The organism is Sphingomonas sp. SORGH_AS_0879 (assembly GCF_030819175.1).
Taxonomy (GTDB): Bacteria; Pseudomonadota; Alphaproteobacteria; order Sphingomonadales; family Sphingomonadaceae; genus Sphingomonas.
Genome location: NZ_JAUTBJ010000002.1, coordinates 395,682 through 419,984, shown reverse-complemented (window position 1 = coordinate 419,984; position 24,303 = coordinate 395,682). Strand labels below are relative to the sequence as shown.

The window sequence follows — 24,303 nt, the reverse complement described above, 5'->3', positions numbered from 1 at the left end:
AATGCCTCAGAACGGACTGACGGCCTGGAAGAAGCGGCTGAGCCAGCCCTGGCGGCTGGCGCGGGCGACGTCGCCCTTGCCGGTATAGGCGATCTGCGCATCGGCGACGCGGGTCGAGGGGACGCGGTTGTCGATGCCGATATCGGCGCTGCGGACCAGCCCCTTGATCTGGATGAACTCGTCACCCCGATTGAGCGTCACGCGCTTCTGCCCCTGGACCAGCATGGTGCCGTTGGGGAAGACCTGCGCCACGGTCACGCTGATCTCACCCGACAGCGAGTTGGACTGGTCGGCGGCGCCCGAACCGGTGAAGTTGCGGCTGCCGCTCATCCCCACATCGCTCGGTTTGAGCAGCGATCCCAGCGGCCCCGTGGTGGGCGGGGTCAGGCCGAAATCCCCCTTGGAGCCCAGCTTCGACCCTGCCGACTTGGACGCGGCGGTCCGCTCGACGAGGACGATGGTCAGCGGATCGCCGACCCGGCGCGCACGCCAGCCCTCGTACAGCGCGGCATAGCCGTCCGACGCCTGGAAGATCGAGCCGGTGGGCGCGGCGACCGGCTGCGCCGGAACCGCCATCGGGCGCGTGGTGGTGAAATCCTCGACCGGCTTCTTCTTGCCGAACAGGCTGGCATGGGCGGGCGCGGGCGCCAGCGCGGCGGCGACCAGCACACCGGCGGCGGCGGTCAGCGCCAGCTCGACGCCATAGGCCATGCGGAAGGCGGGAAGGCGCATCATCACAGATTCTGGTTCGCGTATTGAAGCATCTCGTCGGTCGACTTGATCATCTTCGAGTTGACCTCATAGGCGCGCTGGGTCTCGATCATGTCGACCAGTTCCTCGACGACATTGACGTTCGAGCCTTCCAGCATCCCCTGGCGAATCTGGCCGCGCCCCTCGAGCCCGGCGACACCCATGTTCGCCACCCCCGAAGCAGGGGTCTCGGTCAGGTAATTGTCGCCCTTGGACTGGAGGCCCGCCGGGTTGGGGAAGTTCGCGATCTGGATCTGCCCGATCTCGGCAGGCGCGGTCTGGTTCGGCAGCGTCGCGGAAACCGTGCCGTCGGTGCCGATCGTGACATTGGTGGTGCCTTCGGGGATCGTGATCCCCGGCATCACCTGATACCCCTCGGAGGTGACCAGCAGCCCTTCGGCCGAGCGCGAGAAATTGCCCGCGCGAGTATAGCCCAGCGTGCCCCCCGGCATCTGCACCTGGAAATAACCCTCGCCGTCGAGCGCCATGTCGAGGCTGTTGTTGGTGGTCTGCATCGGCCCTTGCGTCGCGATGCGCGCGGTCCCCTGGATGCGGACGCCGGTGCCCAGGTTCAGGCCGGTCGCATATTTGCTCTCGGTCGAACTGGCCGCGCCCGGCGCGGTGACGACCTGATAGGCCAGCGTCTCGAACGCGGCGCGGTCGCGCTTGAACGCGGTCGTGTTGACGTTGGCCAGGTTGTTCGAGATGACCCGCATACGCATATCCTGGGCATCGAGCCCGGTGCGCGCGACGTGCATGGCGGCGGAAGACATGTCCTTCTAATCCTCAGCTCGGCAGCCGCATCAGCGATGCGCTGTTCTCGTCCATCGACTTGGCCTCTTTCATGAGGTTGGCCTGCACCTCGTAACTGCGCTGGTTCTCGATCATGTCGACCAGCGTCTGGGTCATGTTGACGTTGGAGCCTTCCAGCGCGCCGGACTGGACCGTCGCGTCCATGTCCTGCGGCAAGGCGCCGCCGCCCTTCACCCGCAACAGATTGTCCAGCCCCTTGACCGTGGTCGAGCCGCGCGTGTCGGCCAGCTTCAGCCGGTCGATCACCTGCGGCTGGGTATCCGGCCCCGCGCCCAGCGGCACGATCGACACGGTGCCGTCGGGGGCGACGGTCAGCGAATTGTAGGGCGGCACCGTCATCGGGCCGTTCTGGCCGATCACCGGATAGCCGTCGCCGGTCTGGAGCACGCCGCTGGCGGTCACCTCCAGGTCGCCGCGCCGGGTATAGGCCTCGGACCCGTCGGGGGCCTGCACCGCCAGCCAGGCGGTGCCGGTGGCGATGGCGACGTCCAGCGGATGGCCGGTCTGCTGGACCGTGCCCGGCGCGCGGTCGGCGTCGGTCACTTCCTCGGCGGTGGGCATCCGCGCCTCGAACGCCGCGCCGCCGCCCTTCAGGTCGATGCGGTCGAACACCACCCGGTCCGAGCGGAAGCCGATCGTCGAGGCGTTGGCCATGTTGTTGGCGATCGCCGTCTGCGCCGCCATGTGCGCGCGCAGGCCCGTCGCCGCCGTATAGACCAGCTTGTCCATCGCTGTTCCCCGTTACCCCCGTGCCGCGCTTAGCTGCGGATGTTGAAGATGGTCTGCGAGATCTGGCTGGACGTATCGAGCGCCTTGGCATTCGCCTGGAAATTGCGCTGCGCCGCGATCAGGTTGACCAGTTCCTCGGTGATGTCGACGTTGGAGCCTTCCAGCGTGCTCGACTTGATCGCGCCGTACGTGCCTTCGCCCGCCGAACCGATGACCGGATTGCCCGACAGACCGGTCGCCTGCCAATAGCTGTCGCCCGCCTGGCGCAGGCCCGGCATGTTGACGAAGTCGGCCAGCGCGACCTTGCCCAGCTTGGCCGTCTCGCCATTGGAGAAGGAAGCGGTGACCAGGCCATCGTCGCCGACCGACACGCCCGACAGGATACCGATCGCCTTGCCGTCCTGCGAACGCGAGGCGACGGAGAAGACCGAACCCGCCTGGGACGAACCGGCATAGTCGATCGACAGCGGCTGCGCCGTGGTCGAGCTGTGCGAAGTGAAGGGGTCGAAAGCGATCGCCTTGGCCGGCGCGGTCATGTTGCCGTTCTTGTCGAAGGTCATCTCGACGGGATCGGTCGAACCCCCGACCTTCAACTGCTGATCGTCGACGAAGCTGTACACCTGCCAGCTGCTGCTGCCGTCCGCGGGCTGGATCTCCTTGCCGTTGGCGTCGAGGGGCAGCGGCTTGCGGACATAATAGTTGGTCAGCGTCATGGCGTTGCCCGCCGAGTCGTAGATCTTGGTCTGGGTGGTGTTGTTGTAGGTGCCCATGTTCGACCGGTTGAACGCCACGGTCGGCGCGACCGCCGATCCCGACAGGTTCAGGTCCATCGTCACCTTCTTGGTCGGAAGCGGCAGGCCGCTGGTCGCGGGAAGCCGAAGCGCGGTCAGGCCATCGACCCCCGTCGCGGTGACGTTGCCGTCGCTATCGACCGGCAGCACCTGGAGGCGACCGCCATTGGCGTCGGTGACGTAATTCTGCTGATCGACCTGGAACGCGCCGTTGCGGGTATATTGCAGCGGCCCCTTGCCCGGCGTCTGCACCGCGAAGAAGCCGTCGCCCGAGATGGCGAGGTCGAGCGCGTTGGACGAGCTGTTGTAATTGCCTTCCTTGAACTCCTGCCGGTTCGACTTGACCACCGTGCCGGAGCCGACCTGCTTGGTCGGATCGGTCGCGAAGTTCGACGCCATCACGTCGGCGAACTGGGCATGGCTCTTCTTGAAGCCGTTGGTCCCGACATTGGCGATGTTGTGCGAGATCACGGACAGGTCGGTCTGCGAAGCCTGAAGACCGCTGAGCGAGGTATAGAAGGACATGGGCGGAGTACCTTGGTGGGGATGGGGGTCAGCCGACCGAGCGGACGGCGGCGAGGTTGATCTGGCCGAGGCCGGCGACGGTCAGGACGGGATCGCCGCTGGCGGGCATCGACACCGACTGGACGGGCGCCCAGACCAGCGGGCGGCCCGACACCGCGGCGACGCCGTCATTGGCGTTCAGCGTGACGGTGAAGGGGCCGCTGCCCGCATCCCCGCCGGTATCGGTCTTGCCGTTCCAGTCGAAGCTGGCGGTGCCCGCCTTCTGCGCGCCCAGCGACAGCGTCTTGAGCGGGTTGCCCTGCGCGTCCGAGATCGTGACCGACACGTTCGCGGCGGCCTGGTCCAGTTCGACCGCCCCGGCGAGGCCACCGCTGGTCCGGCCATAGGCGACCGATCCCGGCGTCAGCACGGTCTTGCCGACATAGCTCATCGCATCGGCCTTGGTCGTGCCGTTCAGCTTGGTCGCGATCGCGGACAGGGTGGTGTTCATCTCGGAGATGCCCGCCACGCTGGAGAATTGCGCCATCTGGGCCACCATCTGGGTGTTGTCCATCGGCGAGAAGGGGTCCTGGTTCTTCAACTGCGCGGTCAGCAGCTTCAGGAAGGAGGACTGGTCGAGCGTGTCGGACTTCTTGGCGGCGGTCGTGGAGGACGACGCACCGCTGGCGGCCCCGGAGCGGCGCACGCCCAGCGCGTCGAGCGTGGAGTCCATGGTGGTGGAGATCGTCATGATCAGCGGCCCAGCTTGAGGGTGTCGAGGATCAGCGACTTGGCCGTCTGCATCACCTCCACATTGTTCTGATAGGTGCGCGCCGTCTCCATCATGTCGACCAGCTCGCGGGTCTCGTCGACGGCGGCTTCGTAGATATTGCCGTCCTTGTCGGCCAAGGGGTTGTTCGGATCGTGGCGCACGGTCGGGTTCTCGCCCGCCGTCACGATCTTCTCGACATCGACGGTGGACAGGCCGGTCGCGGCGTCGAAGCTGGTGCGGAACACCGGCTTCATCGTGCGGTACGCGGTATCGGGCGAACCGGTGACGTCCCCGGCATTGGCCAGGTTCGACGCGGTGGTGTTCATCCGCACCAGTTGCGCCGACATGGCGCGACCGGCGACCTGGAAGATGGAAAGGGGTGCGTCCGCCATGGATTATTCGCCCTTCAGCGCGCGGGTGATGGTGGCGATGCGCCCGTTCAGGAACGACAGGGTCGTCTGATACTGGACGGCATTCTCGGCAAAGGCGGTCTGCTCCTGGTTCAGCTCCACCGTATTGCCGTCGAGCGAGGTCTGGATCGGCACGCGATATTTCATCGCCGCGCCGATGCCGCGACCCTGATCCTGCTCGCCCTCGACCGCGGCGAGCGCGGCCTTGAAATCGATGTCGCGCGCCTTGAAGCCGGGGGTGGAGGCATTGGCGATGTTGGACGCCAGCACACCCATGCGCTGTGCCCGTACCTCCAGCGCTGCTCCATGCACGCCGAACAGTGTTTCATTGGCCATCGTCGATCCTCCTTTCCGGCGCGAAACGTCACGCCAGCGGGAATACGCAACCTCCGTGCCAATTCGCCTGCCACGAAGGAAAGGGCCTTGGCGGCAAGGACCGGCAAGCCGGCATCCGGCAACGCCTTGCCGTCGCCATTGCCGCCGCCTTGCCGGGTGGCGGCAACGGGCGGCAAAGGGACCGTTCGCCCTGCCCTTCATCCGGAGAAGCACTGAAACTGGCCCGGTGCTTGCAGAGTACGGGCGCATGAACGGATTGCCGCCCCTTTCCCAGTTCCTCGACCCCGCCGCACTCGCCATCGTGCTGGGCGGGACGCTGGTCGCGACCCTGCTCCGCACGCCGTGGCGGGATGCCCGGCGCGGCGTGCGCGCGCTGGGCGTGCTGGTCCGCGCGCCCTATTCCGCAGAGCCGCTGCTGGAGCAGATCACCCATCTGGCCCGGATCGCGCAGCGCCACGGCGTGGTCACACTCGACCGTTCGGTCATCACCGATCCCGACCTGGCCGAAGCGATCGGCGCGATCGTCGATGGCGAGCGGCCCGAGGCCGTCCTCACCCGCACCCGTCAGGCCCGCATGGCGCGGGTCGAACGGCATCTGGCGGTCGTCGATATCTGGGCGGGCGCGGCGGAAGCGGCCCCCGCCATGGGCATGGTCGGCACGCTGATCGGACTGGCGGCGATGTTCGCGACGATGAACGATCCGCAGCGGATCGGCGGCGCGATGGCGATCGCGCTGCTCGCCACCCTGTATGGCGCGCTGTTCGCCAATCTGGTCGCCCAGCCCATCGCCGCCCGCCTGCGCCGCGCCGCCCGGATCGAAGCGTTCGAGCGTGCCCGGATCGAGCTGCCCATCGCCGCGCTCGCCGCGCGCGAGGCCCCGGTCGCCGCCGTCCGCCCGCCGACGCCGCCGCGTCGCCCCCTGGCCACCGTCGCATGACCGAGTTCGACTTCCCCGCCCCCCCGGCGTCGCGCCCGCTCTGGCTCATTACCCTGGCCGATCTGGCGCTGCTGCTGGTCGGCTTCCTGGTGCTGGCGCAGGCGATGGGCGCCGAGCGGCGTCCCGCACTGATCGATTCCCTGCGCGCGGAGTTCGGGGCGGCCACGCCGCTTGCCCGTGCCGCTCCCACCTCGGCGCCATCGCCGATCATGCCGGTCGCCGCCGCCGCGCTCCGCTTCGCCCCCGGTTCGGCCCAGCCGATCGACCCCGATCCCGATCTGGCGCGCTGGGCGAAGGCGGCGCTGGCCGATCCGCGCGTGCGCCTGTCGATCCAGGCCGCGACCGACGGCAGTGCCGCCGATGTCGATCCCGTGACCCATAGCCCGGTGGTGCTGGCCGCCGATCGCGCGCGCGCCGCCGCCGCGCTGATCGGCCCGACCGCCGCCGATCGCCTGACCCTGTCGACCGCCACGGCCCCCGGCCAGCGGCGTGCGGTGGTCAGCCTCGTCTTTTCCGGTGAACCCCGAAGGAAGTCTCCATGATCCTGTCCCTGTTGCTGGCCGGCGCCGCCGGTTTTCAGGATGTCGCCGCGCTGGATGCGGCGGTCACCGCCTTCACCGGCCGCCCGGTCGGGGTGGAGGGCGGCGCGCGTTCGCCCGTCGATGCGCGGCTGAAGCTCGCCCAATGCCCGACCGTCGCGCTGTCCTGGCGGACCGAGGCGCATGACGCCGTGGTCATCGCCTGTTCCAGTCCGCAATGGCGCATCTTCGTGCCGGTGCTGGCCGCCCCCCGCCCGGTGACCGCCGCCGTGGCCGCGATTCCCGCCGTCCCGGTCCGCCAGGAACCGGTGATCCGACGTGGCGATCCGGTGACGGTCGAGGCGGGATCGGACGGATTTTCGATCACCCGCGACGGAATCGCGATGGCCGATGCCGCCCCGGGCGCGCATTTTTCCGGTGAAGATCGACGCGGCTCGCCAACCAATTCAAGCAGTTGCCCTGTCCAGCGGTCGTGCCACCCTGCCCGGCTGGGTCGATTGACGGTTTCCTGCGGGGTCGGGACCGAAATTCCGACTAAAAGAATGCACCGACCTGCCGTTTCCATGGATGTCAGCGAAACCGATAGGTGCGGGCATGGTGGACATAACGACTTCAAGGCTGAATGCCGGAGACACGAGGGTCGCGCGGATCGCGGCGGCCCGCGTGGCGGCGACTCCCGAGGCAGGGCCTGCCCCGGCGAAGCGCGCGACCGGCGACACGAGCGCGCTGAGCGGCCTGTCCGCTTCGATGGCCTCGCAGCCTCCGATCAATCAGGAGCGCATCGCCCAGATCAAGAAGGCGATCGCGGACGGCAATTTTCCGATCCTGCCGGCGACCATCGCCGACCAGATGATCGCCCTGAAGCTGAGCTGGAACAACAATGACGCGGCGTGACGCCCTGATCCGGGTCATCGAGGCCCTGCATCGCGAGATCGCGGCCCTGAAGGTCAACGACGTCGCGGGCCTGGAACGCGCGACCACCGAAAAGCTGGCCGCGATCGAAGAGGTCGCCGCGCTGGGCACCGGCCCCGCCGGACCCGAGCTGCGCGAACTGGCCGACGAGGCCAATCGCCTGAACGAGACGTGCCGCATCTATGTCAACCTGATGGCCGCCAATGTCCGCCGCCGGTTGCAGACCCTGACCGGCGACGCCGGGGCAGGCTATCGCCCGATGATGCGCGCCTTCGCCTGATTGCCGTCTTGCCGGCGGCAAGCGCTTGCCGCTTTGCCGCACCGACCTCTGCCGCGACCCGACCCACCACCGCCCCGCACGCGGTCACGGCACCAGAAATGCGAAGCAAAGCCCGGTTCTTCCGGGCTTTTTTTATTGCCTCCATCGCTTTTGAACGGTTCGACCCGTGGCGACGAACGGGATTGGCACGCCCCTTGCTAATCGAAGTCCAAACCAGGGCTTTAACCACATAGCATGACCGTCCAACCCGTTTCCCACGCCAGAATCCAATCGGCCATCGCGCTGGCGTCCAGCCGCACGGGAGTCGATTTCGGCTATCTGCTCGGCCAGGCGAAGCTGGAATCCGGGCTGAACGCCAATGCGCGGGCGGGCACCTCCTCGGCCTCGGGTCTCTATCAGTTCGTCGAGCAGAGCTGGCTCGCCGTTCTGAAGAAGCATGGCGCCGAACATGGACTGGGCTGGGCGGCGGATTCGATCGGCCAGTCGGGCGGGCGCTATTATGTGACCGGCAATGCGCGCTCGGCGATCATGGGCCTGCGCAACGATCCGACCGCCGCCTCGCTGATGGCCGCCGAGCACGCCTCGGACAACAAGGCCGCGCTGGAATCGACGCTGGGCCGCGAGGCGAACGGCACCGACCTCTACATGGCGCATTTCCTGGGCCTGGGCGGCGCGACCAAGTTTCTGGGCACCATGGCCAGCAACCCGCAGGCCAGCGGCGCATCGCTGTTCCCCGCCGCCGCGCGGGCCAATCGTTCGGTCTTCTATGCGTCGAACGGCCAGCCGCGCTCGTTGTCAGACATCTATGACCGGTTCGCGAACAAGCTGGCGGGCAGCAGCGCCGACAGCGACGCGACCCGCTCCGCCAACCTTCAGTTCGCCGCACAGGCGCTCGCGCTCCAGGGGATGAACGGCGATGCCACGGTGGTCACCGGCAACAACGAAAGCGCCGCCGACGCCATCGCCTGGGCGACCAGCACGATGAACCAGTTGGGGATGCGCGGGGGGGCCGCGACCGGCGACAGCGTGCTGCGGCCCAAGCCGGATCATGCGCGCCTCGCCTATATGATGCTTGCGAGCATGGGGGGCTAAGCGATGGGCAAGTTCCTCTCCAACGGCCGCACCATGGCCCTGCCCGCCGCGATCCTGCTGCTGGTGCTCGTGATGGTCGTGCCGATCCCGCCGGCTTTGCTCGACATCTTCTTCGTCGCCAATATCGCGATCAGCCTGGCCGTGCTGATGGTCGCGCTGAACGCCGAAAAGCCGCTCGACTTCTCGGCCTTTCCGACCGTCCTCCTCTTCGCCACCCTGTTCCGCCTGGGGCTCAACGTCGCGTCCACCCGCATCGTGCTGGTCCATGGCCATGAGGGCGAGAGCGCGGCGGGCCATGTGATCGAGGCATTCGGCACCTTCCTGATCGGCGGCGATTATGTCGTGGGTCTCTTCGTCTTCGCGATCCTGATGATCATCAACCTGATCGTCGTGACCAAGGGCGCGGGGCGCGTGTCGGAAGTGTCCGCGCGCTTCACCCTGGACGCCCTGCCCGGCAAGCAGATGGCGATCGACGCCGACCTGAACGCTGGCCTCATCACCCCGGACCAGGCCAAGGCGCGCCGCGTCGAAGTGTCGACCGAGGCCGATTTCTACGGCTCGATGGACGGCTCGTCCAAGTTCGTGAAGGGCGACGCGGTCGCCGCGATGCTAATCCTGGCGGCCAACATCATCGGCGGCCTGATCCTGGGCCCGGTCAGCCATGGCATGGGCGTCGCCGACGCCGCCAAGACCTATATCCTGCTCGCCATCGGCGACGCGCTGGTCGCGCAGTTGCCGTCGCTGATGCTGTCGATCGCCGCCGCCGCGATCGTCACCCGCGTCTCGTCCGACAAGGACCTGGCGGGCCAGATCGGGTCGCAGTTCGGCGCGTCCAAGACCTGGCTGCCGGTCGCGGTCATCCTGGGCCTGCTGGGCGTGCTGCCCGGCATGCCGCACCTGATCCTGCTGCCCGCCGCCGCCATCGCCGGGTTCACCGCTTGGAAGCTGCGCCAGATCGAGAAGCGCCCGGTCATCGCCGCCGCCCCCGTGGCCGAGCCGGTCGACCCCTCGCGCATCGCCTGGGAAGACGTGACCGACGGGATGCAGGTGCATATCGACATCGGTTACGGCCTGGTGCCGCTGGTCGATGAGCGTCGCGGTGCGCCCCTGATGGCGCGCATCACCGGCGTCCGCCGCCAATTGTCCAAGGATCTGGGCTTCGTCGTGCCGCAGGCGCGGGTCCGCGACGATATCAGCCTGGCGCCCTATAGCTATCGCATCCTCATCAACGGCGTGATCGCGGCCGAGGATCAGGTCTCGCCCGACGAGATGCTCGCGCTCGACACCGGCCAGGCGTTCGGCACGCTGAACGGCAAGCCGGTCAAGGACCCGACCTTCGGGCTGCCCGCGACCTGGATCCTGAAGGGCGACGCCGATGCCGCGACCGGCATGGGCTATCTGGTCGTCGATCCGGGCACCGTCATGGCGACGCACCTGAACCATATCCTGGGGTCCAACGCGTCCGAACTGCTCGGCCCCGACGAGGTGCAGGCGCTGCTCGACGGGCTGAAGGAACGCGCGGCGCAACTCGCCGCCTCGCTCTGCCCCTCGCCGCTGCCGCTCACCACGCTGACCCAGGTTCTGAAGGGCCTGCTCGCCGAGAATATCAGCTTGAAGGAATTCCGCCGCATCGCCAGCGCCGTCGCGGTCGCGGCACAGCGGACGACCGATGCCGAAGAGATCATCGAGACGATCCGCCCCAGCCTGGGCGCGCTGATCGTCCAGAAGCTGTGCGGCGTGCGCGAACCGCTTCGCGTCATGACGCTGGACGGTCAACTCGAAGGGCTGCTGGGCCAGGCGATGCGCGCCGACGTGTCGCGCCGCCATGTCATCGAGCCCGATCTGGGCCAGCGCATCACCACCGCGCTGACCCAGGCGGCGGAGCCCCTGATCGCCGAGGCCAAGCCCTTTGCCCTCGTCGTCCAGCCCGGTGTCCGTCTGGCGATGCGCAAGCTGCTCCGCACCTGCCTGCCCGACGTGCCCGTCCTCTCCTTCTTCGAAGTGCCGGAAGACAAGCCGGTCGAAGTCGTCGCCGTCATCGGCGCCCCCCATCACTCCCAGCAACAGGCGATTGCTGCATGACCTCGCACCCTTTCAGCGGCACGTTCATGAATGCCCAGCCGGTCAACCCGGCGAACTTCGACCCCGCGCTGGTCAATCCGACGATCGCGGACCAGCCGCTCACCTATCGCCCCGCCCCGCGCGGGGCCACGGGGGACAGCAGCGCGCTGATCCGCCAGCATCTGCCGCTGGTCCGGCGGATCGCGTGGCACGTCCACGGGTCGATGTCGAACCTGGTCGAGATCGAGGATCTGGTCCAGGTCGGCCTGGTCGCACTGGTCGAGGCCGCCTCCTCCTTTGAGGAGCGCGGGGTCGAGTTCGGCCATTATCTCAAGGCGCGGCTGCGCGGCGCGATGATCGACGAACTGCGGCGTCAGGCGACGACGACGCGCGGTGCGATGCGCCGTCGCCGCGACTATAGCCGCGCCATCGCCGCGCTGACCCAGCCCAACGGCCAGGCCCCGACCGACGAGGCGGTGGCGCAAAAGCTGGGCGTGACGGTCGAAAAGCTGCGCGCCGAATACAAGACGGCGGAGGCGGTGCGGATGGATTCGATCGACGATGTCTATTCGGACGATCTGCCCTGGTTCGCCGACGACACCCCCGACGCCTTCGAGCAACTCGCCGAAAGCGACCTGCGCGACGCCCTGATCGCCGCCATCTCGGCCTTGCCCAAGCGCGAGGCGATGGTGATCCAGCTTTATTATGTCGAGGAACTCAATCTGGAGGAAATCGGCCAAGTGCTGAATGTCGGCGCCGCCCGCGTCTGCCAGATCAAGAGCGCCGCCCATGCCAAGCTGAAAAAGGCGCTGGCCGGACAGGCGTAACTCCACCGGTCGCCCGCCCCGGCGTTCGCCGGGCTGGTCCGGAAGGTTCCGCGACGATTCCCCGGCCGGGGGGGAATCATGTTCATTTGACCGGCCCTTGCGCCTAAGCCTCTCCCCCGCATCCGGGGGAAGAGCATGTTGGCCCGTCACGAACGTCACCTGATCGCGCGCTATCTGTGGCCCGGTGCGGGGGGACGGCTGGTCCTGCTGGTCGGTGCGATCGGCTGTGTCGGGGTGGCGATCGGCGTCGCCTCGCTCGTGCTGGTCCTGGCCGTGATGAACGGCGCGACCGCCAAGCTGGCCAGCAGCGTCGCGCCGGTCGACGGACATCTCAGCATCACCGCCGCCGCCCACCGATTGATGGACGAGGCGCAGGTCGCCGCGGCGATCGCCCGGCTGCCCGGTGTCGCGCGCGCCAAACCGTTGCGCGAAATCACCGCCGCGCTCAGCATCGACGGGCGGATGGGCCCGATCCGCTTGCAGGGACTCTATCCCGACGGGCTGGCGCGCCATCCCGGTTTGTCGCGCATGGCCATGGGCCGCCGCCCCGATTCGCCCGACAGCATCGCGGTCGGCGAGAATGCCGCGCTGCAACTGGGGCTGTTGCCGGGGATGCCGGTCGCGCTGGGCCGGGTCGAGGTCGGTTCCGACGGGGCGGTGTCGCTGAAGCTGTTCGATGCGCGGGTCGCCGGGCTTTATCATGACGACGAAGCCGATGGCGGACAGTCGCCCGTCGTCATCGGCCCGGTGGCGGGCCTGCCGATCCTGGACGACAGGGCGGCGGTGACGCGCCGGGTCGCGGTGACGCTGACGAAACCCGCCGACGAAGCGATGGTGACCGGTGAAATCCGCCGCCGCCTCGGCCCCGGCTATCGCATCGCGAGCTGGACCCAGTCCAATCGCGCGCTGCTCGCCGCGCTGGCGACCGAGAAGATCGGCATGACCATCGCGGTCGGACTGGTGACGGTGATCGCGCTGTTCAATATCCTGTCCTCGATGACCCTGCTCGCCCGCTCCAAGCGGCGCGAGATTGCGGTGTTGCGCAGCATGGGCATGTCCGCGCGCGGCATCGCGCGGGTGTTCACCACGGTGGGCAGCGTGATCGCCGGGGTCGGCGCGGTGGCGGGCCTCACGCTGGCGAGCGGCTTGTTGACCCAGCGCGATCGGATCGCGGCGTTCGTCCTGTGGCTGGCCCCGACGCGCGAGCGCGATCTGGACGTCTTCCTGTCGCTGCCCATCGGAATTTCGCCGCATGAGGTGACGATCATCGGCGTCTGCGTGCTGGCGGGCGCGGTGCTGGCCAGCCTCTATCCCGCCTGGCAGGCGGCGCGCGTGTCGCCCGCGCTGGTGCTTCGCGGTGAATAGAAACGCGTAAACCCCGGCGACCCGAAGGCCGCCGGGGTTTTTCCTGCGAACCGTACCGCGCACATGGGCGGTCGGTCGGCCCCGGCACCCGAGTGGGGGCGCGGTGCCGGGGCGCTCAGGATCCGGTGTTACTGACCGAGCAGCTTGAGCACGCCCTGCTGCGACTGGTTCGCCTGGCTCAACATCGCGGTCGAGGCCTGAGACAGAATCTGCGCCTTGGCGAGTGCGGTCGTTTCCACCGAATAATCGGTGTCCTCGATCCGGCTACGCGCTTCGGACAGGTTGGTCATGTTCGAGGTCAGGTTGTTGACCGCCGACTGGAGCCGGTTCTGCACCGCACCCAGGCCGGCGCGGATGTTCGCGACCTTGCCGATGCCCACATCGAACTGGTCGAGCGTCGCGGTCGACTTCATGACCGGCGGCGTCGCGGTGAAATTGATCAGGTCGGTCAGCGCCGTCTCGGCCTTCAGATTGCCGAAGACCATGTTGATGCCGTCATTGGTGCCCGACCCGGCCTGGATCTTGACGGTGCCGGTCGTGCCCGCCGTACCGTCGAACAGCTTCTGGCCATTGAACGAGGTGTTGGTCAGGATCGTGGAAATCTGGGCGCTCAGCGCGTCCTGTTCGGCGGTCAGGTTCGACTGGTCGCTGGTCGAATAGGTGCCGTTGGCCTTCTGCACCGCCAGTTCGCGCATACGCTGGAGCATGTTGGCGACCTCGTCCAGCGCGCCCTCGGCGGTCTGCGCCATCGAGATGCCGTCATTGGCGTTGCGGATACCCTGGTTCATGCCGCGGACCTGCGAGGTCATCGAAGCCGCGATGGCGAGACCCGCCGCGTCGTCCTTGGCCGAATTGATGCGCTTGCCGGTCGACAGGCGCTGCATGGCGACACCCAGCGCGTCCTGGGCGCTGGTCGACGCGCTGGATGCGCGTAGCGACGAGATGTTGGTGGCGATAACCGTCATGGTCGTTCTCCAAAGCCGGAGCTCTCCGCCGCCCCCAAGGCGAAGGTCGAGCTGCCACCACGAAAAACGGCCGCCTGTCGCCGCACTTTAGGAAAAAAGTGCAGCGGGCGACGTTTTTATCGGGGCGCCCCCCGCTATCTCTTTGAAATAGCGGGGGGGCACGCTTTTTCTATTCGGGGTTTTCAAGCCCCGTCAGTGGCTTAGCCGAGCAGCTTGAGCACCCCCTGCTGCGACTGGTTGGCCTGGCTCAGCATCGCGGTCGAGGCCTGGGACAGGATTTGCGACTTGGCGAGCGCGGTCGTTTCCACCGAGAAATCGGTATCCTCGATCCGGCTGCGCGCTTCGGTCAGGTTGGTCATGGTCGAGGTCGTGTTGTTCACCGCCGACTGGAGCCGGTTCTGCACCGCACCCAGCTTGGCGCGGGTGGTCGACACTTCCGCGATCGCATCGTCATAGGCGCTGAGCGCGGGGGTGCCGGGCGTGGCGCCGGTATAGGTGTTGTCGGTGATGACCTTCACCTTGGACGCGGTGGCGGTGAAGTCGGTCGACTGGACGGTCACCTTGTCCGCCGAGCCCGCACCGGTGTAGATGTCGTAACCGGTGGCGGCGGTCGCATCGAACAGCGTCTTGCCGTTGAACTTGGTGTTGGTGGTGATCGCGACGATCTGCTTCTGTAGCGCGTCCTGCTCGGTCGCGATGTTGGTCTTGTCGCCCGAGGCATAGGTGCCGTTCGACGCCTGCACCGCCAGTTCGCGCATCCGCTGGAGCATGTTGTTCACCTCGTCCAGCGCGCCTTCGGCGGTCTGCGCCATCGAGATGCCGTCATTGGCGTTGCGGATGCCCTGCGCCATGCCGCGAACCTGCGCGGTCATCGACGCCGAGATGGCGAGGCCCGCCGCATCGTCGGCGGCCGAGTTGATCCGCTTGCCGGTCGACAGGCGCTGCATCGACACGTTCAGCGCGTTCGACGCCATGGCCGAGGCCGAGGTAGCGCGCAGGGCGCTGATGTTGCTTGCGATAACTGCCATGATCGAGCTCCGTGAATGTGGTCGGACGATCCAGCCTGTGCCCCTTCCCGTGGACCATCGAACCGTCATGAGGAGAAACGGCAGCCCACCGGCAAACTTTAGCCGCGACCGGACGAATTTTGCCGCAAATTCAATGATGATTGCCGGTTTTCCAAGGCGTGACAGCCCTGCCCTTCCCCTCGACGGCCCGTAAAACCGCGGAAAACCGCCATTTTCGCCGCCATGACGCTTACAGAAGTGCCAGGACGGCAAAAGGCCCCGCCATCCATACGGACAGCGGGGCCATGATCGTCATTCGACAATTGCGTCGGACGGCCACCGGTCAAGCGGCGGCATCGCGCCCCGATCAGCTCAGCAGCTTGAGCACGCCCTGCTGCGACTGGTTGGCCTGGCTCAGCATCGCGGTCGAGGCCTGGGACAGGATCTGCGACTTGGCGAGCGCGGTCGTCTCCACCGAGAAATCGGTATCTTCGATGCGGCTGCGCGCTTCGGTCAGGTTGGTCATGGTCGAGGTCGTGTTGTTCACCGCGGATTGCAGCCGGTTCTGCGCCGCGCCCAGGCTGGCGCGCGTCGTCGAAATCTCGGCGATCGCATCGTCGAATTGGACGAGCGTCACCCCCGCGACCGAGGCGGCGGTCGGCGCCGTATAGGGCGGGCCCGCGACGGTGCCCGTGACCTTCACCAGCTTGGACGTGCCGGTCGCCAGGGTCAGGTCGGCCGAGGTGACCGTCACCTTGTCCGACGCCGTCGCACCGGTATAGATGTCATAGCCCGTCGCGGCGGCCGAACCGAACAGCGACTTGCCGTTGAAGGTCGTGTTGGCCACCACGCTGTTGATCTGGGTCGCCAGCGCCAGCTGCTCGGTGGCGATATTGTCCTTGTCACCCGTCGCATAGGTGCCGTTCGACGCCTGGACCTTCAGCTCGCGCATACGCTGGAGCATGTTGGCGACCTCTTCGAGCGCGCCTTCCGCCGTCTGCGCCAGCGAGATGCCGTCGTTCGCGTTGCGGATACCCTGCGCCATGCCGCGAACCTGCGCGGTCATGGATGCCGAGATGGCGAGGCCGGCGGCGTCGTCGCGCGCCGAGTTGATCCGCTTGCCGGTCGACAGGCGCTGCATCGACACGTTCAGCGCGCTGGTCGCCATGGTCGAAGCGGAGGTCGCGCGCAATGCGCTGATGTTGCTGGCGATGACGCCCATGAATTGTCTCCCGGAAAAGTCCCGGCGATCCCCTTCCAAGTCCCCTCATGGACCGACCGAGCCGCCAATGAAGGAAACGTCATCCAACCGGCAATATTTAGTCATTTGCGGAATTAATTTGCCGCCTGGCGGCGACAGCTTGCCGGTTTCGGTTTTATTGGGCCCAATAGTGTTCGACCCCGGCATCCAGAGGACGCCGGGGTCGAATTACCGGTCACGGCCGAGGGGAAGCCCGTGGCCGGTCGGACAGTCAGGATCAGCTCAGGAGCTTGAGCACACCCTGCTGTGACTGGTTGGCCTGGCTCAGCATCGCGGTCGACGCCTGGGACAGGATCTGCGCCTTGGCGAGCGCGGTCGTTTCCACCGAGAAGTCGGTATCCTCGATGCGGCTGCGCGCTTCGGTCAGGTTGGTCATGGTCGAGGTCGTGTTGTTCACCGCCGACTGGAGCCGGTTCTGCACCGCGCCCAGACCGGCGCGGGCGGTCGACACCTCGGAGATGGCCGTGTCGAACTGGGTCAGCGTGACCGCCGCGACAGTAGTCGTGGTCGGCGCACCGCCGCCGCCGCCCGTCACCGCCTTCAGGCCCGACGTACCGCCGGACTGGAAGTTGACGGTGTTGATTCGCACCGTGTCGTTGCTGGTCGCGCCCGTCTGGATCAGGAAGCCCTTGGTCGTGTCCGCCGCGTCGGCGTCGAACAGCGACTTGCTGTTGAAGGTCGTGTTGGCGACGACCGCGTTGATCTGGTTGGCCAGCGCGAGCTGTTCGGTCGCGATGTTGGTCTTGTCGCCGGTCGCATAGGTGCCGTTCGACGCCTGCACCGCCAGTTCGCGCATCCGCTGTAGCATGTTGCTGACTTCGTCCAGCGCGCCTTCCGCCGTCTGGGCCAGCGAAATGCCGTCATTGGCGTTGCGGATGCCCTGCGCCATGCCGCGAACCTGCGCGGTCATCGACGCCGCGATGGCCAGACCCGCCGCATCGTCCTTCGCCGAGTTGATCCGCTTGCCGGTCGACAGGCGCTGCATCGACACGTTGAGCGCATTGGTCGCCATCGTCGAGGCCGAGGTGGCCCGCAAGGCACTGATGTTACTAGCAATAACAGCCATTTCTTGATCTCCGAATCGCCAGACGGGTTCGCTGCATCCCCTCGGACCGTCGCGCCGTCGAACAGGAGAACGGCCATGTTCCGGCAGGGTTTAGCCGGCAGGCGGCAAAAAACCGCCGCAAGTTTCTGCCGGTTCTGCCGTTTTCGCGGGTGCGCGGGCCCGTACGGACGCGCATACGGGCGCTCGGGCGCACACGGCCGCGTGCGCCCGGAAAAATATTGCCGCCATTCTTGCCGTATTAACCGCGGTTTTACCAAAGAAGCGGCAATGGGGAGTCACGAAAGGACTTCCCCGCCGATGCCGTCGATTCTTCCCTCTCCCGCCCTGATCAAGCAGAAATATGCGCTGATCTCCGCATTGCGCGCGCAGGGTCTGGCGATTGCCGAACCGGGTGCCGCACCGCAGGCGGGGGATATGTTCCTGCTGACCCCGGACGACGTCGTAACCCATCCGACGCGCACCGTGATCGTCGGCGACGGGGCCGAGCCCGCGATCATTCCGGCAAGCCATGGCCGACCGACGACCGTGATCTATCCGGCAAGCGAGGCCGGTGTCGGCAACAGCTTCGTCCGCGCGCTGGTCGCCGGGCCGGACATGCCGACCGCCGCCGATCCGGAGAGCCTGGCGCTGTTCACTCTGGCCGAGCGGGTCGCCCAGTCGGACATCACCGTCCTGATCAACGGCCCGACCGGCACCGGCAAGGAAGTGGTGGCCCGCGCGATCCACGCCCAGTCGGCCCGCGCGTCCAAGCCGTTCGTCGCGATCAACTGCGCCGCGCTGCCCGAATCGATGCTGGAGGCGCTGCTCTTCGGTCACCAGAAGGGCGCGTTCACCGGCGCGGCCCAGGCGGGCGAAGGTTTCTTCCGCGCGGCGGACGGCGGCACGCTGCTGCTCGACGAGATCGCCGAGATGCCGCTCCAGCTTCAGGCCAAGCTGCTCCGCGTGCTTCAGGAGCGCGAGGTGATCCCGCTCGGCGCGTCGATGCCGCAGTCGGTCGATGTCCGCGTCATCGCCTGCGCCAATCGCGACCTTCAGGGCGAAGTGGCGGCGGGCCGGTTCCGCGCCGACCTTTATTACCGCCTGTCGGTCTTCCCGCTGACCACCAAGCCGCTGTCCGAGCGGCGGCTGGACATCCCGGCGCTTGCCGCGACGATGATCCTGCGCCACGCCGCGGGCCGCGCCGTCATGCCCTGGCCCAGTGTCGCGGCGATCGAGAAGCTGGCCATGCACAATTGGCCGGGCAATGTCCGCGAACTGGAAAACGTCATCCAGCGCGCCCTGCTCTTCGCGGGCGGCGCGACCATCGAGCCCGAGCATATCGTGTTCGACCGCCCGATGGTCGCCAACGACACCGACGACATGCCGCTGACCGTGACGACCGCCGAAGCCACGCTGGGCAAGGTCGTGCAGATGAGCGAATTCGCGGCGATCCGCGACATGTTGGCCGCGTGCGGCGGCAACCGGGTCGAGACGGCCAAGCGCCTGGGCATTTCGGAGCGCACGCTGCGCTACCGCCTCGCCAAGGCGCGCGAGCAGGGCGAGGAGATCATCCGCCCCTCTAGCCGGGCCATGATGGCATGAGCGTCGGCGGTGTCGGCGGCGCGATGAGCGTAGACCGGGTGATGGCGCTCCGCGCCCAGATCCTGGAACGCAATCAGGCGCTCAAGGCGGCAAGCCAAGCCGGTGCCAACCAGGCGGCACAGGCCGCCCAGACCCAAGCCCCGGCGGCTCCGGCGAATTTCGCCGACACGCTGGAAACCGCGCTGAAGGGCGTGAACGAAGGCCAGCAACAGGCCGCCCGCCTCTCCGAATCCTATGAACGCGGCGAAACCGTCGACATCGCCAAGGTGATGATGGCCCGCCAGCAGGCTTCGGTCGGCTTCGAGGCGACCTTGCAGGTCCGTAACAAACTCCTGTCCGCCTATAAGGACATCATGAGCATGCCGGTGTAAGATGAGCACTGCCCTCACCCCCGCATCCGCCAATCCCGCACCGGCCCTGCCGCCGCTGCCGGAAAAGTTCGCCAACCCGCTTCGCCAGATCAAGTCGGTGATGGCGCAGCCCGCCGTGCGCCGTTCCGCGCCGATGGCGATGCTGATCGGACTGATCGCCGCCGCCGCGCTCGCCTGGATGGCACTGTCCAGCCCGCCGCAGAAGACGCTGTTCGAAAACCTCTCGGACGCGGACAAGCAGGCGGTGACGACCGCGCTGTCCGCCTCGAACATCAGGAGCAAGATCAACGACGGCACCGGCGCGCTGACCGTGAACGAGGAGGATTACTCCAGGGCGCGGATGCTGCTGGCGGGCCAGGGGCTCCCCAAGCAGGCACCCGGCGGCTACGCGATCCTCGACCAGTTGCCGATGGGCGTCAGCCGCGCGGTCGAGGGCGAGCGGCTTCGCCAGGCGCGCGAGAGCGAACTCGCTCGCTCGATCCAGGAGATCGACGCCGTGGCCGAGGCGCGCGTCCACCTCGCCATGCCGGAGGCGTCGGTCTTCGTGCGCGACCACGCCTCGCCCTCCGCCTCGGTGGTGCTGAAGCTGAACGCCGGGCGTTCGCTGTCGGAATCGCAGGTCCAGTCGATCGTCAATCTCGTCGCCTCGTCGGTGCCGGGGATGAAGCCCGAGGATGTGACCATCGTCGACCAGATGGGCGGCCTGCTGTCCAAAAAGGGCGCCGAGGGCGCGAATGGCGACGATCGCCGCATCGATTTCCAGCGCCGCCTGGAAGAGAAATACCGCACGCAACTCATCCAGTTGCTGACCCCCCTGGTCGGCGCGGGCAACTTCACCGCCGAGGTGCAGGCGGACGTCAATCTCGACGAAACCAGCGCGACCAGCGAACGCTATGACAAGGACGGCGCGCTGCGTGCCGAAACCGGCAACTGGACCGGCAATCAGAAGGACCCGACCACCCCCGGCGGCATTCCCGGCGCGCTGTCCAACACGCCGCCGCCCGCCAGCACGCTGCAACAGCCGCAGCCCGCGAACGGCGCGCCGGGCACCCCGCCCGCCGACGCCAAGCCGGTCGCCGGTGGTCCGGGTGTCAACCCGGAGAAGCAGTCCGACGCCTTCCAGCGCGCCTATGACCTGAACAAGCAGATTTCGGTGACCCGCGCCGCGCCGGGTTCGATCAAGCGGCTGACCGTCGCGGTACTGTTGCGCGACCCCGCCACCGGCAAGCGCAGCCAGATGGAGATCGGCCAGATTTCCGATCTGGTGAAGTCGGCGGTCGGCTTCGACCAGCAGCGCAACGACAATGTGACCGTCATCAGCCGCAAATTCGCCGATGCGAGCACCGATCAGGGTCCGGCCTGGTACGACAATAGCTGGCTGCCCGTACTGGCGCGCAATGCGACCGCGCTGATCATCGCACTGCTCGTCCTGCTGCTCGGCGTGCGTCCGATGATCAAGGCGATGACGAAGAAGAAGGATGACGCGGCGACCAAGGCTCTCCCGATGGGAGCCGCCGACGGCGCGGATGGCGCAGATGGCGGGGCGGAGGCCGACGGCGATCCCGCGCTGGCGAACCAGTCCCGACCCGATCAGATCGCGGTCCAGCCGCCCGTGACGCTCGACGATATCGAGGATTCGACCGTGCTCGACGAACGGATCGGCAAGGTGCGCGGCTTCACCCGCGACAATCCGGCGCGCGCCGCGCTCGCCATCCGCGACATGATCCGTATGCCGGAGCCCCAGGCATGAGCGCGGTCGCGGAGGCCCCCCGCGCCTATAGCGGGGTGGAACGTGCGGCGGTCCTGATGATGCTGGTCGGCGAGGAGGAAGCCGCCGCCATCCTCCAGAAGCTGGACCCGGACGAGGTGCGTGAGCTGGGCAAGGCGATGTATTCGATCGCCGATGTCAGCGAGAGCGACGTCGATCAAGTGCTCGACAATTTCGTCGGCTGTGCGCGGGCGCGGACCTCGATCGCGTTCGAGCCCAAGCCGCTGGTCGAGAATCTGATGAACCGGGCGCTCGGGCCCGAACGCGCCGACAGCGTGCTGTCGCGCATCGTGCCGCCCGAGGCGCAGTGCGAGATCGAGATGCTTCACTGGCTCGACGCGACCGACATCGCCAAGATCGTCGAGAAGGAACATCCGCAGATCGGCGCGGTCCTGATCGCCAATTGCGATCCGGCGGTGGCGGGCCAGGTGCTCGAACTGCTGCCCGAGACGATGCAGCCCGACATCCTGCACCGCGTCGCGCGGCTGGGGCCGGTGACGCCGCAGGCGATCGAGACGCTGAACGCGATCCTGTCGCGTCGCACGAGCGGCGGCAATGGCGGCGGCGGGGCGGGCAACGGCCTGACCATGGGCGGCTCGCGCGAGGCGGCCAAGATCCTGTCGAGCGCGCGCAAGGCGACCGAGCAGCGGGTCATGCCCAAGCTGTTCAAGATTGACCGCGACGTCGCCAAGCAGATCGAAGAGGCGCTGTTCATCTTCGACAACCTGCTGGAGATGGACGACAAGAATCTGGGCGCGCTGATCCGCAACGTCGATGGCGAAGTGCTCATCCGCTCGCTCAAGGGCGCGGACGAGGCGGCTCGCGAACGCTTCCTGGCGTGCATGTCGGCGCGGGCGGCGGCGGGTATCCGCGACGAGATCGACTCGCGCGGGCCCATGAAGCTGTCCGAGGTGCTGGAGGCGCAGAAGGCGATGATCGCGGTGGCCCGCAACCTGGCCAAGGAAGGCACCATCATGATGGGCGGCGGCGAGGACGATTATGTCTGATTTCGTCGCGGGTTTCTCCGCGCGGCAGAATGCGGCGGCGGCGGCGCTGCAACAGGCGTTCGCGCCGCCGGGCGGCTTTGCCCGGTCGGACCTGCCCGGCATGGGTGCCGGATCGGTTGCCAATGCGGATATGGGCATGGGCTTCGACCTGGGCGCGGGGCCGGTGTCGTTCCGTCCCCGCTCGCCGGTGCCGGGTGCCGATCCCGCCCCGGAAGCGGACGGACAGGCACGCCCCCGCCACTTCCACCCGGCCAACCGGACCGAAGACCCCACCCAGGGCTGGGACCCGTTCGCCGCATGCGAGGAAAGCGAGGAGCCTGCGGTCGATCCGATCGCGATGGCCCGCACCGCTGCCCATGCCGAGGGCTATGCCCAGGGCGTCGAGGACGCGACCCGCGAATTCCAGGCCCTGTCCGAAGCGCAGGCGCGCGACGCCGGACTGATCGGCGGCATCTCGCACGCGCTGTCCTCGCGGATCGACCGCGACATGATGGCGAACCAGTTGCGGCACACCGTCATGGCGCTGGTCACCCGGCTGGTCGGTGAGACCGGCATCGACGCCGACCGACTGACCGCGCGGATCGAAGGCGCGATCGACCTGCTGGCCGAGGCGCATGAGTCCGCGATGCTGCGCGTCCATCCCGACGATGTCGCCGCACTGGACGGGCGACTGCCGCAGACGATCTTTCCGGTCGGCGATCCCAGTGTCGAGCGCGGCGGCTTCGTGCTGGAAAGCGCCTCCACCATCATCGAGGACGGACCGCGCCTATGGCTCGATCAACTGGCGGCGGTCATGGACAAGGTGCCGGTCCCGTCATGCTGAACCGGTTCACCGCCGACTATCTGGAAACGCTGGCCCAGGCCGATTTCGCGCCGCGCGTCAGCGTGTCGGGGCGGCTGTCCTCCTATGACGGGCTGTTGATGGAGGCGGTCGGCCTGTCGCTGCCGGTCGGCACCGTCTGCGCGATCGGCGATACGGAGAGCGAGCGGGTGGAGGCCGAGGTGATCGGTTTCCGCAATGGCCGCACCCTCCTGATGAATCTGGGCGGTCCCGCGCCGCTGCTGCCGCGCGCGCCGGTGCGCCCGCTCGGTCCTCCGGGCGAGGCCGAAGTGGGCGCGGCGATGCTAGGCCGCGTGGTCGACGGGTCGGGCAAGCCGATCGACGGGCTGGGCCCCATTCGGGGCGCGGGCCGCTGGCCGCTGGCGGGCCGGATGCAGTCGCCGCTCGATCGCGGCCGGGTGCGCGAGCCGCTGGACGTCGGGGTGCGCGCGATCAACGGGCTGCTGACCATCGGCCAGGGCCAGCGTGTCGGCATCATGGCGGGCTCGGGCGTCGGCAAGTCGGTTCTGCTCGGCATGATGGTCCGCGCCGCCAAGGCCGATGTGATCGTCATCGGCCTGATCGGCGAACGCAGCCGCGAGGTCGCCGACTTTCTGGAAACCAAGGTGGCGGGCGAAGCGCGTGCGCGCTCGGTCGTGGTCGCGGTGCCCGCCAACCATTCGCCGGTGCTGCGCATTCGCGGGGCCCTGCGCGCCACCGCCATTGCCGAGGCGTTCCGCGCCGAGGGCAAGAAGGTATTGCTCATCATGGATTCGCTGACCCGCGTCGCCCATGCCGGGCGCGAGATCGGGCTGGCGCTGGGCGAACCCGCCTCGGCACGCGGCTATCCGCCGTCCGCGATCGCGATGCTGCCCAATCTGATCGAACGCGCGGGTGCCGATGCGCACGGACCGGGTTCGATCACCGCCATCTACACCGTGCTGGCGGACGGCGACGACGGCAACGACCCGGTCGTCGACTCGGCGCGTTCGATCCTGGACGGACATATCGTGCTCAACCGCCATCTGGCCGAGCGCGGCGTCTATCCGGCGATCGATATCGGCCCCTCGGTCAGCCGGGTGATGACCGACATCGTCGGCAAGCCCCATGCCATGGCCGCCCGGACGCTGCGCCGCCACCTGGCGACCTATGAGGAAAATCGCGACCTGGTGCTGATGGGCGCCTATCGAGCCGGGGCCGACCCGGCGATCGACGCCGCCATCGCCTGCCACCCGGCGGTGATGGAATATATCCGCCAGGACGCCGATGAGATCGTGCCGCTCGACCATGCGGTCGAGGAACTGGTCGGCGTGTTCGGCCAGCCCGGCGCCTGACCGAA

25 protein-coding genes and 1 pseudogene are annotated in these 24,303 nt (G+C 67.7%); 15 read left to right on the top strand and 11 right to left on the bottom strand.

Annotated features, from left to right (window positions below; all coding sequences use genetic code 11):
* Positions 1-6 precede the first annotated feature (6 nt).
* The 7 genes from QE379_RS02555 to flgB are packed head-to-tail and all read right to left on the bottom strand — an operon-like array spanning position 7 to position 5,105.
* Complete coding sequence (locus QE379_RS02555) at positions 7-711, bottom strand: flagellar basal body L-ring protein FlgH (RefSeq protein ID WP_373461839.1); 705 nt, start codon at positions 709-711, stop codon at positions 7-9.
* Between the two features lie 23 nt (positions 712-734).
* Positions 735-1,523: a flagellar basal-body rod protein FlgG gene (gene flgG / locus QE379_RS02550; protein WP_306997532.1), complete on the bottom strand. Its 789-nt coding sequence runs from the start codon at positions 1,521-1,523 to the stop codon at positions 735-737.
* 13 nt (positions 1,524-1,536) lie between these two features.
* Positions 1,537-2,292 (bottom strand): flagellar basal body rod protein FlgF, encoded by a 756-nt coding sequence (locus tag QE379_RS02545; protein ID WP_306997530.1) that lies wholly within the window; start codon positions 2,290-2,292, stop codon positions 1,537-1,539.
* A gap of 29 nt (positions 2,293-2,321) precedes the next feature.
* Positions 2,322-3,608 carry a flagellar hook protein FlgE gene (locus QE379_RS02540; RefSeq protein WP_306997528.1) on the bottom strand — a complete coding sequence of 429 codons (1,287 nt, stop codon included), beginning with the start codon at positions 3,606-3,608 and terminating at the stop codon, positions 2,322-2,324.
* A 28-nt stretch (positions 3,609-3,636) separates the two neighbouring features.
* Positions 3,637-4,338 carry a flagellar hook assembly protein FlgD gene (locus tag QE379_RS02535; protein ID WP_306997526.1) on the bottom strand — a complete coding sequence of 234 codons (702 nt, stop codon included), beginning with the start codon at positions 4,336-4,338 and terminating at the stop codon, positions 3,637-3,639.
* A gap of 2 nt (positions 4,339-4,340) precedes the next feature.
* Positions 4,341-4,751 carry a flagellar basal body rod protein FlgC gene (gene flgC / locus QE379_RS02530; RefSeq protein WP_306997524.1) on the bottom strand — a complete coding sequence of 137 codons (411 nt, stop codon included), beginning with the start codon at positions 4,749-4,751 and terminating at the stop codon, positions 4,341-4,343.
* A gap of 3 nt (positions 4,752-4,754) precedes the next feature.
* The gene (gene flgB / locus QE379_RS02525; protein WP_267434303.1) at positions 4,755-5,105 is read right to left on the bottom strand and encodes a flagellar basal body rod protein FlgB; all 351 of its coding nucleotides are present in this window, start codon (positions 5,103-5,105) and stop codon (positions 4,755-4,757) included.
* A gap of 247 nt (positions 5,106-5,352) precedes the next feature.
* Between flgB and QE379_RS02520 the strand changes: the two genes are divergently transcribed.
* The 9 genes and pseudogenes from QE379_RS02520 (at position 5,353) to QE379_RS02480 (ending at position 13,118) form a co-directional block, all read left to right on the top strand.
* Positions 5,353-6,042: a motility protein A gene (locus QE379_RS02520; protein ID WP_306997522.1), complete on the top strand. Its 690-nt coding sequence runs from the start codon at positions 5,353-5,355 to the stop codon at positions 6,040-6,042.
* Positions 6,039-6,584, top strand: a complete 546-nt coding sequence (locus QE379_RS02515) for a hypothetical protein (RefSeq protein ID WP_306997520.1) — start codon at positions 6,039-6,041, stop codon at positions 6,582-6,584. Before QE379_RS02520 ends, QE379_RS02515 begins: the two co-directional genes overlap by 4 nt.
* A pseudogene (locus QE379_RS02510) lies at positions 6,581-6,928 on the top strand (hypothetical protein); the annotation flags it as partial. The gene QE379_RS02515 and the pseudogene QE379_RS02510, both read left to right, overlap by 4 nt.
* Before the next feature lie 247 nt (positions 6,929-7,175).
* Positions 7,176-7,475, top strand: a complete 300-nt coding sequence (gene flgM / locus QE379_RS02505) for a flagellar biosynthesis anti-sigma factor FlgM (protein WP_306997517.1) — start codon at positions 7,176-7,178, stop codon at positions 7,473-7,475.
* Positions 7,462-7,773, top strand: a complete 312-nt coding sequence (locus QE379_RS02500; RefSeq protein ID WP_230483398.1) for a flagellar protein FlgN — start codon at positions 7,462-7,464, stop codon at positions 7,771-7,773. The genes flgM and QE379_RS02500 overlap by 14 nt, the downstream gene beginning before the upstream one ends.
* Positions 7,774-8,007: 234 nt before the next feature.
* Positions 8,008-8,865 carry a lytic transglycosylase domain-containing protein gene (locus QE379_RS02495; protein WP_306997515.1) on the top strand — a complete coding sequence of 286 codons (858 nt, stop codon included), beginning with the start codon at positions 8,008-8,010 and terminating at the stop codon, positions 8,863-8,865.
* 3 nt (positions 8,866-8,868) lie between these two features.
* On the top strand, positions 8,869-10,947 hold the full coding sequence (flhA, locus tag QE379_RS02490) for a flagellar biosynthesis protein FlhA (RefSeq protein ID WP_306997513.1): 2,079 nt from the start codon (positions 8,869-8,871) through the stop codon (positions 10,945-10,947).
* Entirely contained in the window at positions 10,944-11,753 is an 810-nt protein-coding gene (locus tag QE379_RS02485; RefSeq protein WP_306997512.1) for a sigma-70 family RNA polymerase sigma factor, read from the top strand. Before flhA ends, QE379_RS02485 begins: the two co-directional genes overlap by 4 nt.
* Before the next feature lie 135 nt (positions 11,754-11,888).
* Complete coding sequence (locus QE379_RS02480; RefSeq protein ID WP_306997510.1) at positions 11,889-13,118, top strand: ABC transporter permease; 1,230 nt, start codon at positions 11,889-11,891, stop codon at positions 13,116-13,118.
* 128 nt (positions 13,119-13,246) lie between these two features.
* On the opposite strand, the gene QE379_RS02475 is transcribed toward QE379_RS02480, so the two are convergent.
* The 4 genes from QE379_RS02475 to QE379_RS02460 all read right to left on the bottom strand — a co-directional run bounded on the left by QE379_RS02475 (position 13,247) and on the right by QE379_RS02460 (position 17,417).
* Positions 13,247-14,083, bottom strand: a complete 837-nt coding sequence (locus QE379_RS02475; protein ID WP_306997508.1) for a flagellin — start codon at positions 14,081-14,083, stop codon at positions 13,247-13,249.
* A 200-nt stretch (positions 14,084-14,283) separates the two neighbouring features.
* Positions 14,284-15,111, bottom strand: coding sequence for a flagellin (locus tag QE379_RS02470; RefSeq protein WP_306997506.1), 828 nt, complete (start codon positions 15,109-15,111; stop codon positions 14,284-14,286).
* A 346-nt stretch (positions 15,112-15,457) separates the two neighbouring features.
* Positions 15,458-16,312, bottom strand: coding sequence for a flagellin (locus tag QE379_RS02465; protein ID WP_306997504.1), 855 nt, complete (start codon positions 16,310-16,312; stop codon positions 15,458-15,460).
* 256 nt (positions 16,313-16,568) lie between these two features.
* On the bottom strand, positions 16,569-17,417 hold the full coding sequence (locus tag QE379_RS02460) for a flagellin (protein ID WP_306997501.1): 849 nt from the start codon (positions 17,415-17,417) through the stop codon (positions 16,569-16,571).
* Between the two features lie 297 nt (positions 17,418-17,714).
* On the opposite strand from QE379_RS02460, the gene QE379_RS02455 reads away from it, so the two are divergent.
* From QE379_RS02455 to QE379_RS02430, 6 genes are read left to right on the top strand one after another with little or no spacing between them, the layout of a single operon-like run.
* Positions 17,715-18,998 carry a sigma-54-dependent Fis family transcriptional regulator gene (locus QE379_RS02455; RefSeq protein WP_306997499.1) on the top strand — a complete coding sequence of 428 codons (1,284 nt, stop codon included), beginning with the start codon at positions 17,715-17,717 and terminating at the stop codon, positions 18,996-18,998.
* On the top strand, positions 18,995-19,369 hold the full coding sequence (gene fliE / locus QE379_RS02450; RefSeq protein ID WP_267434290.1) for a flagellar hook-basal body complex protein FliE: 375 nt from the start codon (positions 18,995-18,997) through the stop codon (positions 19,367-19,369). The genes QE379_RS02455 and fliE overlap by 4 nt, the downstream gene beginning before the upstream one ends.
* A 1-nt stretch (position 19,370) precedes the next feature.
* Entirely contained in the window at positions 19,371-21,119 is a 1,749-nt protein-coding gene (gene fliF, locus QE379_RS02445; RefSeq protein WP_306997495.1) for a flagellar basal-body MS-ring/collar protein FliF, read from the top strand.
* Complete coding sequence (fliG, locus tag QE379_RS02440; RefSeq protein ID WP_306997493.1) at positions 21,116-22,144, top strand: flagellar motor switch protein FliG; 1,029 nt, start codon at positions 21,116-21,118, stop codon at positions 22,142-22,144. The genes fliF and fliG overlap by 4 nt, the downstream gene beginning before the upstream one ends.
* Positions 22,137-22,967, top strand: coding sequence for a FliH/SctL family protein (locus QE379_RS02435; protein ID WP_306997491.1), 831 nt, complete (start codon positions 22,137-22,139; stop codon positions 22,965-22,967). The genes fliG and QE379_RS02435 overlap by 8 nt, the downstream gene beginning before the upstream one ends.
* Positions 22,961-24,298 carry a FliI/YscN family ATPase gene (locus QE379_RS02430; RefSeq protein WP_306997488.1) on the top strand — a complete coding sequence of 446 codons (1,338 nt, stop codon included), beginning with the start codon at positions 22,961-22,963 and terminating at the stop codon, positions 24,296-24,298. Before QE379_RS02435 ends, QE379_RS02430 begins: the two co-directional genes overlap by 7 nt.
* Positions 24,299-24,303: the final 5 nt, after the last annotated feature.

Excerpts from the sequence above, each read along its gene's own strand:
- QE379_RS02555 (WP_373461839.1), bottom strand. The coding sequence starts at position 711 with ATGGCCTATGGCGTCGAGCTGGCGCTGACCGCCGCCGCCGGTGTGCTG.
- flgG (WP_306997532.1), bottom strand. The coding sequence starts at position 1,523 with ATGTCTTCCGCCGCCATGCACGTCGCGCGCACCGGGCTCGATGCCCAG.
- QE379_RS02545 (WP_306997530.1), bottom strand. The coding sequence starts at position 2,292 with ATGGACAAGCTGGTCTATACGGCGGCGACGGGCCTGCGCGCGCACATG.
- QE379_RS02540 (WP_306997528.1), bottom strand. The coding sequence starts at position 3,608 with ATGTCCTTCTATACCTCGCTCAGCGGTCTTCAGGCTTCGCAGACCGAC.
- QE379_RS02535 (WP_306997526.1), bottom strand. The coding sequence starts at position 4,338 with ATGACGATCTCCACCACCATGGACTCCACGCTCGACGCGCTGGGCGTG.
- flgC (WP_306997524.1), bottom strand. The coding sequence starts at position 4,751 with ATGGCGGACGCACCCCTTTCCATCTTCCAGGTCGCCGGTCGCGCCATG.
- flgB (WP_267434303.1), bottom strand. The coding sequence starts at position 5,105 with ATGGCCAATGAAACACTGTTCGGCGTGCATGGAGCAGCGCTGGAGGTA.
- QE379_RS02520 (WP_306997522.1), top strand. The coding sequence starts at position 5,353 with ATGAACGGATTGCCGCCCCTTTCCCAGTTCCTCGACCCCGCCGCACTC.
- QE379_RS02515 (WP_306997520.1), top strand. The coding sequence starts at position 6,039 with ATGACCGAGTTCGACTTCCCCGCCCCCCCGGCGTCGCGCCCGCTCTGG.
- flgM (WP_306997517.1), top strand. The coding sequence starts at position 7,176 with ATGGTGGACATAACGACTTCAAGGCTGAATGCCGGAGACACGAGGGTC.
- QE379_RS02500 (WP_230483398.1), top strand. The coding sequence starts at position 7,462 with ATGACGCGGCGTGACGCCCTGATCCGGGTCATCGAGGCCCTGCATCGC.
- QE379_RS02495 (WP_306997515.1), top strand. The coding sequence starts at position 8,008 with ATGACCGTCCAACCCGTTTCCCACGCCAGAATCCAATCGGCCATCGCG.
- flhA (WP_306997513.1), top strand. The coding sequence starts at position 8,869 with ATGGGCAAGTTCCTCTCCAACGGCCGCACCATGGCCCTGCCCGCCGCG.
- QE379_RS02485 (WP_306997512.1), top strand. The coding sequence starts at position 10,944 with ATGACCTCGCACCCTTTCAGCGGCACGTTCATGAATGCCCAGCCGGTC.
- QE379_RS02480 (WP_306997510.1), top strand. The coding sequence starts at position 11,889 with ATGTTGGCCCGTCACGAACGTCACCTGATCGCGCGCTATCTGTGGCCC.
- QE379_RS02475 (WP_306997508.1), bottom strand. The coding sequence starts at position 14,083 with ATGACGGTTATCGCCACCAACATCTCGTCGCTACGCGCATCCAGCGCG.
- QE379_RS02470 (WP_306997506.1), bottom strand. The coding sequence starts at position 15,111 with ATGGCAGTTATCGCAAGCAACATCAGCGCCCTGCGCGCTACCTCGGCC.
- QE379_RS02465 (WP_306997504.1), bottom strand. The coding sequence starts at position 16,312 with ATGGGCGTCATCGCCAGCAACATCAGCGCATTGCGCGCGACCTCCGCT.
- QE379_RS02460 (WP_306997501.1), bottom strand. The coding sequence starts at position 17,417 with ATGGCTGTTATTGCTAGTAACATCAGTGCCTTGCGGGCCACCTCGGCC.
- QE379_RS02455 (WP_306997499.1), top strand. The coding sequence starts at position 17,715 with ATGCCGTCGATTCTTCCCTCTCCCGCCCTGATCAAGCAGAAATATGCG.
- fliE (WP_267434290.1), top strand. The coding sequence starts at position 18,995 with ATGAGCGTCGGCGGTGTCGGCGGCGCGATGAGCGTAGACCGGGTGATG.
- fliF (WP_306997495.1), top strand. The coding sequence starts at position 19,371 with ATGAGCACTGCCCTCACCCCCGCATCCGCCAATCCCGCACCGGCCCTG.
- fliG (WP_306997493.1), top strand. The coding sequence starts at position 21,116 with ATGAGCGCGGTCGCGGAGGCCCCCCGCGCCTATAGCGGGGTGGAACGT.
- QE379_RS02435 (WP_306997491.1), top strand. The coding sequence starts at position 22,137 with ATGTCTGATTTCGTCGCGGGTTTCTCCGCGCGGCAGAATGCGGCGGCG.
- QE379_RS02430 (WP_306997488.1), top strand. The coding sequence starts at position 22,961 with ATGCTGAACCGGTTCACCGCCGACTATCTGGAAACGCTGGCCCAGGCC.